This is a genomic window from Deltaproteobacteria bacterium GWA2_45_12 (genome assembly GCA_001797365.1).
Classification (GTDB): Bacteria; UBA10199; UBA10199; order UBA10199; family UBA10199; genus UBA10199.
In genome coordinates this window covers 1-9,528 of sequence record MGPH01000037.1, presented here as the reverse complement: position 1 = coordinate 9,528, position 9,528 = coordinate 1, and the positions used below count along the sequence as shown (strand labels likewise).

At 46.5% G+C, this 9,528-nt stretch carries 7 protein-coding genes and 1 pseudogene (1 of these 8 only partly in view); 1 reads left to right on the top strand and 7 read right to left on the bottom strand.

Annotated elements, in window-relative coordinates:
• Positions 1-982 (bottom strand): annotated as a pseudogene (locus A2048_02240) (hypothetical protein); it reaches 974 nt to the left of the window's first position.
• A 265-nt stretch (positions 983-1,247) separates the two neighbouring features.
• On the opposite strand from A2048_02240, the gene A2048_02235 reads away from it, so the two are divergent.
• Positions 1,248-2,948, top strand: a complete 1,701-nt coding sequence (locus tag A2048_02235; protein OGP08877.1) for a hypothetical protein — start codon at positions 1,248-1,250, stop codon at positions 2,946-2,948.
• A gap of 81 nt (positions 2,949-3,029) precedes the next feature.
• Here the strand turns inward: A2048_02235 and A2048_02230 are convergent, their stop codons facing one another.
• The 6 genes from A2048_02230 to A2048_02205 form a co-directional block, all read right to left on the bottom strand.
• Positions 3,030-3,944 carry a hypothetical protein gene (locus A2048_02230; protein ID OGP08876.1) on the bottom strand — a complete coding sequence of 305 codons (915 nt, stop codon included), beginning with the start codon at positions 3,942-3,944 and terminating at the stop codon, positions 3,030-3,032.
• A 116-nt stretch (positions 3,945-4,060) separates the two neighbouring features.
• Positions 4,061-5,089, bottom strand: a complete 1,029-nt coding sequence (locus A2048_02225) for a tRNA preQ1(34) S-adenosylmethionine ribosyltransferase-isomerase QueA (GenBank protein ID OGP08875.1) — start codon at positions 5,087-5,089, stop codon at positions 4,061-4,063.
• 117 nt (positions 5,090-5,206) lie between these two features.
• Positions 5,207-5,845 carry a hypothetical protein gene (locus A2048_02220; GenBank protein ID OGP08874.1) on the bottom strand — a complete coding sequence of 213 codons (639 nt, stop codon included), beginning with the start codon at positions 5,843-5,845 and terminating at the stop codon, positions 5,207-5,209.
• The gene (locus tag A2048_02215) at positions 5,842-6,666 is read right to left on the bottom strand and encodes an inositol monophosphatase (GenBank protein ID OGP08873.1); all 825 of its coding nucleotides are present in this window, start codon (positions 6,664-6,666) and stop codon (positions 5,842-5,844) included. Before A2048_02215 ends, A2048_02220 begins: the two co-directional genes overlap by 4 nt.
• 18 nt (positions 6,667-6,684) lie before the next feature.
• Complete coding sequence (locus A2048_02210) at positions 6,685-8,922, bottom strand: hypothetical protein (GenBank protein ID OGP08872.1); 2,238 nt, start codon at positions 8,920-8,922, stop codon at positions 6,685-6,687.
• Between the two features lie 62 nt (positions 8,923-8,984).
• Complete coding sequence (locus tag A2048_02205) at positions 8,985-9,434, bottom strand: hypothetical protein (GenBank protein ID OGP08871.1); 450 nt, start codon at positions 9,432-9,434, stop codon at positions 8,985-8,987.
• Between the last annotated feature and the right edge of the window lie 94 nt (positions 9,435-9,528).

The window sequence follows — 9,528 nt, the reverse complement described above, 5'->3', positions numbered from 1 at the left end:
CCCCTGACCCCTCCTTATCACCGCGTAGCGGGATTCCGTTTGCGGAACAAAGGAGGGGAGAAATCTCCTCCCCTTTGTAAGGGGAGGCCGGGTGGGGTAGAACACACTGGCCATTATATTTCCTCACCAACCCATACGCCACGGGAACTTCGTAAACAGGATCTTCAGTCAAGGAAACACGGATGGTGTCGCCCAAACCATCTTCCAAGAGAGCGCCAATGCCAATGGCTGATTTGATGCGACCGTCCTCACCTTCACCTGCTTCGGTCACGCCTAAGTGAAGGGGATAATTCCAACCTTGCTTATCCAGCTCGTGCGCCAGCAATCGATACGCCGCCGTCATCACCTGCACATTGGAAGCCTTCATTGAAAAAACGATGTCGTGATAATCAAGCTCGCGGCAGATGCGCGTGAATTCAAAGGCGGACTCCACCATGCCCTCGGGCGTATCCCCATAGCGGTTCATGATGCGGTCGGAAAGCGAACCGTGGTTGGTGCCAATGCGCATGGCCACGCCGTATTCCTTGCACTTAAGAACGAGGGGGACAAATTTTTCGCGAAGGCGTTCGACTTCCTGCTTGTATTGGCTGTCGGTGTATTCGACGACTTTGAAGAGTTTTTTATCGACGAAGTTTCCGGGATTCACACGCACCTTGTCGACATAGGGCACCACATTCAAGGCGATGGAAGGAGTAAAATGGATATCAGCCACGAGAGGAACTTTAATGCCGGCCTTCTTCATGGCGGCGCGGATATTGGGCAGATTGTCACAATCAGCCTGCGTGGGAACGGTGACACGGACAATCTCACAACCAGCCGTAACCATCTGTTCGATTTCACGCATGACAGCTTCGGTGTTTTTGGTGTCGGCTGTCGCCATCGACTGAACACGAATGGGATAATTCCCCCCCACGGCCACCTGGCCAATCCACACCGTACGGGTTTTTCGACGCTGATAAAATAAAGGAAACCCTGATTGCATAAGGGGTAGGGAACTAATGTTTTTGGAAGGGAAAGTCAACCTTCCCCGTAGGATATCCTTTTCCGCCAAAGGACGGATCAGTCCTTTGGCTGAAAAAAAGGGGGACTGAGGGGGATTTGTTCTCGCATTGATCCCGTGTCCGCATCATCCCCACTTCCATACGGGAACGGGTTCGGGAACAAATCCCCCCTACCCCCCTTTTTTAAAGGGGGATGAAAACTAAAAAACCATGGCCATCTCCCCAATGGTTTAGTAAAGCCCTTGCATGCCTTCTGAATTTTCCCATAAAACACGGGTGCTCAACCTGAGTAAACTTTCCCAGGAAATTTTTGATCTGCTCATCATTGGGGGTGGTATCACCGGGGCTTCAACAGCCCGCGATGCGGCCATGCGGGGCTTAAAAGTGGCGCTGGTTGAAAAACATGATTTTGCGTTTGGCACTTCGTCGCGATCTTCCAAACTGATTCACGGGGGTTTAAGATATCTGGAAAATATGGAATTCAAGCTCGTATTCGAAGCCCTGGCCGAGCGCTTCCTTCTTCTAAAAACAGTACCCCATATGGTACGGCCCCTTTCATTTTTTATGCCCATTTACAAAACGGGCAAAAGCAAATGGCTGATTACCCTTGGTATGTGGCTCTATGATATTTTGGCCCTCTTTCGCGCCACCGGTTTTCATAAGTGGCTTAACAAGAAAAAAACGTCCCAAAAATACCCTTTTCTCAATCCGGAAGGTTTGCTTGGCGGGTTTCAATATTACGATGCCAGCATGAACGATGATCTTTTGGTTTTGGAAATCCTGCGAAGCGCGCACACTCTGGGAGTCACGTCGGTCAATTATGTGGAAGCCATCAAACCCCTTAAAACAGGGGAACGCATCACTGGTTTTATTGTGCGCGACCGTGAAAATTCCGAAAATGAAATTTCTGTACGCGCCCATCAAGTGGTGGTTTGTGCCGGGCCATGGACGGACATGGTGGGCAAACTAACAGGGAAATCATGGAAAAACTGGCTTAAACCCAGCAAGGGAGTGCATTTTTTATTCGATCTTAAAAAAATCTCCGTCAATGAAGCCGTTGTGATGAACGACCCCACCAACGGCCGTATTTCGTTTGTGATTCCACGCCCTGATTTTGGTACGGGCATGGCCCTTGTGGGCACCACCGATGGCCCCACACCTGCAAACCCTGAAAAAGCCGTCGTAGAAAAAAGTGACGTGGATTATTTGATGGGCCTGCTTCACCGTTATTTCCCTCATCTACAACTCAAAACCAGCGACATCATAAGTGCCTATGTCGGCGTGCGGCCTTTGTTTGGCCATCTGGATGAATTTGACAAAAATGATGCTAAAAGTCTGCAAAAGGTAAGCCGCGAACATCACATTGGAAAAGGACTTGGGGGCACGGTGGTAGTGGTCGGCGGCAAATACACCACCCACCGCACCATGGCGGCAGAAATTGTGGATGAATCCATCGCCGCCTGGCAAGAAGCTCACCATCATGGGGAAGCACCTGTTCTTCCAAACGTGACCGAAGCACACACCAAAGATCCCATCAACCCGGAAGCCACTTTTGAGGCTACCCGTCAGGCAAGACAAAAGGCCAAGGCCGAGAAAGCGGACATCCCTGAAAAACTTTGGTCCCACCATGGTGCCGAGGCGTATGCGCTGTATCAAATTTTTAAGGAAAAGGGGGAACCCCTGCCAGACGTGCCTGGATTCCCTTGGCTAGCCACGCAGCTGCGTTTTGCCATCAGGCACGAAATGACGATTCATCTGGCTGATTTTTATTTCCGGCGATCCTCGTTGTATGCTACACGCGTCGACCAAGGGCTTCCGTTTGCTGAAACACTTGCTCAAGTATGGGCGGAGGAATTGGGGTACGCCCCTGATAAAATTCCTGCAGAACTGGCCCGTCTCCACCAAGCCATCGACGCAGCTTCGGAATGGAAAAAAATCTTTGAATAACCCCCCTATAACCCCCTCTTAAATTAAGAGGGGCATTAAGAAACTCCTCCCCTTAAAATAAGGGGAGGTTGGGAGGGGTTATTATTTTGATGGATAATGCTCCCGCAAAAACTGGCCCATACGGGCGTTAATGATGTCCGGAAATTCCAGGAGGGCGTAATGACTGCCATAGGGCAAAATGAAGAGTTCTGATTTGGAAATAGTGTGGGCCATGCGTTCGGCCGTGCTGCGCGGCGTGATAATATCTTTTTCTCCCGTAATGATAAGCACCGGCACACGCACAATGGGCAGCACATCGCCGGCATTATGTTCACTTAAATGCCTCATGATTTGATGGTAAATATTAAAATCAATTGAAATAAGATCCCGAGCCACCTCCTGAAACACTTCTATATTCATGTTTTCATGAGCCAACCCCATTTTTTGAATCATTTGAATCAATGAATTTGAATTGATGAGTTTGTTGGCTAAAGGTTTGAGAGTGGGTTGAACCGCCGGCGTCACTTTTTTTGCTATTTCATTGACTCTTGGCAATACATACCGCAACAGAGGGTTGTTAAGCACCGTATGGAAAGGGTAGCCAAAGGTTCCGTTAATCAAAATCATCCCTTCAAAGAGATCGGAATGATCCCGATAAAACTCAAGGCAAATCTGGACACCCATGGACCAACCTGCAAAAACAGCATGGTCCACTTTTTCTTTTGATAAGATGATTTCAAGGTCTTTGACATGGTCTAGAATCCCCAAGTGCTGCTCGTTTTGTGGAGGGTCCGACTTGAAAAGCCCGCGGTAGTCCCAGGTAATAAAACGATAATCGTTGGTGAATTTCTGGTACAAAAGTTTCCACGCGGCAAGATTTCCCCCCAGCCCATTACACAACACCATGGGCTTCTTTCCTTTGCCAATGACGTAATAAGTGATTTTGGTACCGTCAAAACTGGTGATTTTTTTTTGTTTGATGGGGGTCATGTTGATATTTAAAAAAATCGGAACCATCTACCCCACCTTAATCCTCCCCTTATCACCGCATAGCGGGATTCCGTTTGCGGAACAAAGGGGAGGAGATTCTCCCCTCCTTTATAAGGAGGGGTAAGGGGAGGTAGAAAACAGGTTTATAAGATAAACATACAATCTCCATAACTAAACAAGCGGTATTTTTCTCTCATGGCCTCCCCATAGGCATCAAGCACAAAATCATGCCCCGCAAAAGCACACACCAAAGCCAAAAGGGTTGAGCGTGGTTGATGAAAATTGGTCAGTAACCGGTCCACTATTTTAAACCGGTAAGGAGGATGGATAAAAATATCGGTAAAACAACGCATCGGAGAAAGAACCCCCTCATTGTTCGCAGCCGATTCCAAAGCACGAACAGCCGTTGTCCCCACAACACTTATCTTTCTTTTTTCTTTTTTGGCCTGATTCACCTTATGCGCAACCCCTTCGGTTATTTCAAAATACTCGCGATGCATGACATGGTCTTTAAGATTTTCGGTGCGCACCGGCAAGAATGTCCCCAACCCCACATGCAGGGTGACAAAACAAAGGTCCACGCCCTTAACTTTAAGTTGATCCAAAATTGCAGGAGTTAAATGAAACCCCGCTGTGGGCGCTGCCACCGAGCCTGTATGCCGGGCGTAGACAGTCTGATAACGGTGCGGGTCAAAAGAAGGGTCATCTTCCCGTTTAATATAAGGAGGCAGCGGAACATGCCCAATACGGCTTAAAATTTCAAACAAGTTTCCTGTATAAAAAAGACTTATTTCCCTTAACCCGTCTCCAATTTCACCCCCAAGGACACCCCTTAAATCGGAGGCAAAGGACAATTCCATCCCCGGAGGATTTTTTTTCGAAGACGAAATCAGGCATTCCCACACCTTGGGTTTTATCTCGCGAATCAGGAAGCATTCAAGCTTCCCCCCTGTTTCCTTTTTGGTCACAAGCCGACAGGGAAAAACCTTTGAATCATTTAAAACCAACACATCTCCCGCCTGGAAATGATCGACAAACCGGTCAAAAAAAGAGTGTTGCCATGTTTTTTTTTGACGATCCAAAACCATCATCCGTGATGATTCGCGTTTGTCCAAAGGATAGTGGACCACTAGTGTAGGGGGGTAAGTATAATCAAGGTCGGAAAGATTCATGAATCGTGTGGCTCTACCTCCCCTTTATCCCCTCCTTATCAAGGAGGGGAGATTGTTAGATCACGAACCTGTCCCCCTTCCCGTTTGCGGGATAAGGGGGACTACAGGGGGTAGTCGCTAGGGAAAATGTTCCAAAAATTTCCATATTATCTTCTGGCTTTTGATATCACCGGCTTTTTTGGAGAAGAAAAGAGCTTCTTTAAGATACAAACGGGTCTCATCGAGCCCCCATTTTTTTTTGATGAGCTCATTTACCAAATCAAACTGCATATCAGCCATATTTTTTAAGCCATTAAAATGGTCGCCCATGGAGAGCTTCAAGCTTTCAAGGGCCTTGGCCTTGTTGCCTTTTTTTAGAAAGGCCATACCTTTTATTGTGTGCGCCATATGAACAAAAACAAAATCATCCTTGGCCAGGCCAAGAACCTTGTCCATTTTACGCAAAACAATGTCATACTGCCCAAAAAAATCGAGAAGCAGGCGGGCTGATATGATTTTGAGGGAGGGATCCGCCGGAACCAGCTTTTCGGCCTTCTCATAGGATTTCCAGGCTTTCCGGAATTCTTTTTGGAGCCTGAAAAAAACTCCATAAGCCGAGTAAAAAAGCCCCGCAAGCAAATCATCCTGATTTTTTTCTGCTTCTTTAATCCCTTGCTCCAAAAGTTTTTGGGCTTCGTCAAACTTTCGCAGTTTCAAAAATTCAAAAACTCTAAAGAGCGTTTTGGATTCAATCTTTGTATCGTAGCCCTGGGTCATGTATTTTTGGTGATGAAAGGAAATCCAACCGTCATCAGGGGTTGTTTTTCTTTTTTGGTTAAAATGGTCACCATTTCCTGATGAATGTCCCCATTGGTGGCCAAAATTTCCTTGTCATAAACCGAAAAAGGATTCCCATTAAACAAACTGACCTTTCCACCGGCTTCTTCCAAAATAAGCTTGCCCGCCGCCACATCCCAGGGAAACAAATTCAATTCCCAAAAACCATCGTAACGCCCACAAGCCACATAGCACAAATCAACAGCGGCCACTCCATCGCGACGCACGGCTTGGGCCTCCATGAGAATGTTTTGAAAATGGTTGAGGTTGTTCTCTTTGGCTTTTCGAATATTATAAGCAAACCCCGTGGCGACAAGGCTATAGATTAAAGAGGGAATCGAAGACACATGGATGGGTTCATCATTTAAGAAAGCCCCCTTCCCTTTTTGTGCATGAAAAACTTCGTTGCGATTAGGGTCAAAAACAATACCCAAAACAACCTCCCCCTTGTGTTCGAGAGCCATTGAAACGCAAAAGAGCGGATATCCGTGGGCATAATTGGTGGTGCCATCCAGTGGATCAACAATCCATTTGAAATCAGAGTTTTTTCTAAAACCACCGCCCTCTTCAGCCAAAATATCATGATCGGGAAAAGCCGCATGCAGGGCATCGATGATCAGTTTTTCACAAGCCTTGTCAATTTCAGTGACAAGATTAATTTCGCCCTTGAATTCAATTTGGTGCCTTTGGCCCAAGCCTTTTAGTTGAAGCTCGGCCGCCTTTTTGGCAACGGAAATAGCTGTATCAAAAAATGATGACATGAAGAACCCTCGGTTTGATTAAGGATAATAACCCGGCTTGGCTTGGTTGACCAAGGCCCTGAAATCGCCATCGCGAAAAGGGGCCGAAATATCATTGAGGGCATGCTCGGCCCGAATCGCGCCCAATCTTACGGCTAATTCATATAAGGCATTTGTTTTCGGACCATAAACACCATCAAAATCACCCAATTTATCTTTGTAAATATCAATAATATTTCTTACTTTGACGACATCGACAGTGTCTGCCAACGAAACACCTGCCGGCGTGGTTTTGTTAAATTGCCCGTGATTCATCCGTTTAAGCTTACACAAAGCAATCGCAACAAGAAGCCCTCGTTGCAACTGGCTCATTGTTTGTTGGTCCTGATTTTTGAAAACGGCGGGAACCGCAAAACTCTTTTTGGCCGATTTTTCAATTTTTTTAAGAACGCTTGCTTTTTTGCCAGGGGGAATGGTCGTAAGCATTTGGGGTATTTCTGCATGCCCACTCATTTCCTCACGTACCCTTCCTTGAGCTAGTCCCGCATAACTTGGAACCACCTGTTCCTTGACGGGCGCATCCAAACGATGCTCTTCCCATTTTTTTTGGGCCATGGCGACCAAGCCACGAGCCATTTTTGTGGGGTCTTTCAAATAAATTTCATCTTCTTTCACCCAACCGCGATCAATGCATTCCCCCATCACACGGGCACATAGGGAAACCGTTTTCCCCGTGCATTTGCCGTTTAATCCCCTCCAGCCAAACTGACGCTGGGCCCATTTGAGGGCTTCCATAGTGTCCATGGCCTTTCCTTCCGCCGCCAAATCTTCCAGTTTGAGGCATGCCAGTAAAACGGCAACGGCATTTTGAACTTGACGCATGGCCTCCTTTGATTTTTTGGCAATTCCTTTAAGATTGGCCTTCACAACGGATTTTTCGATCGTACTTTCAGGAGAATCCAGGACAGCAGTGGGTTCATCAGGAATATCTTCAGCATCCCTAAACACATATTTTGTCTGTGTTTGCTCCGGTTGAATAATTCCATAGGTGATCAAAGCCTGGTTGACCGCCCCGCTCACACCAATTTCATCAATCTTGGCCACCGCATAGCGGTAAACTTCAAAATTTCCCTTCAGTTTGGGATTGTCTTTATGCACCATCAGCGCGGAAATGACTGCAGGATTCTTTGCCAGCAAACGAGCAATGATATTGGCTTCAGCAGGTTTGGCTCCATGGGCCATGAAATCACCGGCAAACTTGTTCACCAAACCATCTTCCGCAGCCAAAAGGCTTGCCTTGGCCACCGCTTCTTTCTGGCCTTGGTAATCGGATGCACCAGCTCCTGTCGAGCGCAAATGGTTCACATAGGCACTCAAGGCCACTTGCCAGGCGGAATAATCAGGAGATTCCCATGCTCCAATTCCATAGTTTGAAAACCATTCATTCATTTGACGTGCCGCTGAAGGTAAAGAACTTAAAACAAAATAAGCATGGGCCGATTTTTCATCCTGTAAATCGGTTTTAAGCGAGCGATACATTTGATTTAATTGTTTATGGCCCGCCAGCGTGTGGGAAACTTCATGTGCCTGTCCCGTCTCCAAACCCCTCTTTATCAACTCATCTTCAATAACTAATTGGTGCGCATTAAAAAGGGCATAGGGGATGGGATCCTGGGATGAACCGAGATCGGAGATTTTCGGCATAACGGCGAATCTTCTAAGAAACAAATTCATGGCCACTTTTTGGGAATCGGTATTGTAACCCATTTCATCACGCACAAGATTGACAAAACGGATTCCTTCATCCACGGCATTTTCAATGGCTGTTTTGGCTTTTTGAGCATTGCGCTCCTCCGGGGTTCCAAAGAAAAAACCCTGCACCAAATGCAAAAAAAGGGCATCCCGAACCATTTTCGGTTTTGTTTGGGCCAATTCTGTCAAGGCAGAAGCAAGGGCGGGAGATTCTTGCATGAGTTTTCGCGCCATCTCACGGGCTGCCGGTTCGGCCAAACCATATTCCTGCAAACTTTTGGCAATTTCCAAACTCAACGAATCAGCATTGGTTTCGCCTTTAAATCGCCCGGCATCCACATCGGCCTTTGGAGCCGGGATGGATTGTGGGTTTTCTGCATAGGTTAATGGACTTGCCTGAGAAGAAAGATCACCCTGGAGCTCTTGATTTGGTTCAACTTTAGGGAGTTCTGTTGGTTTTAAAGGGATATCCGCATGCCGGATGGGATAAACATTACCATCGATTGCTTTGGTTTCTGTTGCCATATTCCACCTCCACGGCGATTATCGTCACAAGTCTATTTAAGTTGCCAGAGGAAATTTGAAAATTAATCTCTTGAAATTCGCTGTCCTACAACGATGGTAACATGATCTGTTTTGAACTTTGCAAGGGCCTCGTGGAAAAGGTCGGTAATTTTCTCAACTAATTCATCATCATCAAGATGCTGCCAATGGTCGGCAGTGATTTTTTTTAAAACATGATCTTCAATCCATAAACCGATTCCTTCTTCTGCACTTATCTCATCATCAAAAAAACCCTTGAGAAAATTTTGTACGAAAACTTCAAAATTTTGTGATGTTTTATAACCTCGCACCGCTTTCCCCATCTCTTGTTGGATAAGCGGTAATTCAAGATGTCCGCTTAAACCGACAACACTTTCCTGCCTTTCAATAATGAGTCGTGCCAGATTTGCCTTGGCTTCGTGCGCATTTTTGGAGGTAAGAACCACATGAATAATTTCATCGTGTTCTACAATGTCAGTCACTCCGTCACTCAATAAAAGAAAATAAGCCCCTAGGAGCCTGTCGGGGAAACATTTTTAGTAATTCATGATCGGCAACAGCCCCGGTTTTTGATATAAGGAGGCATGA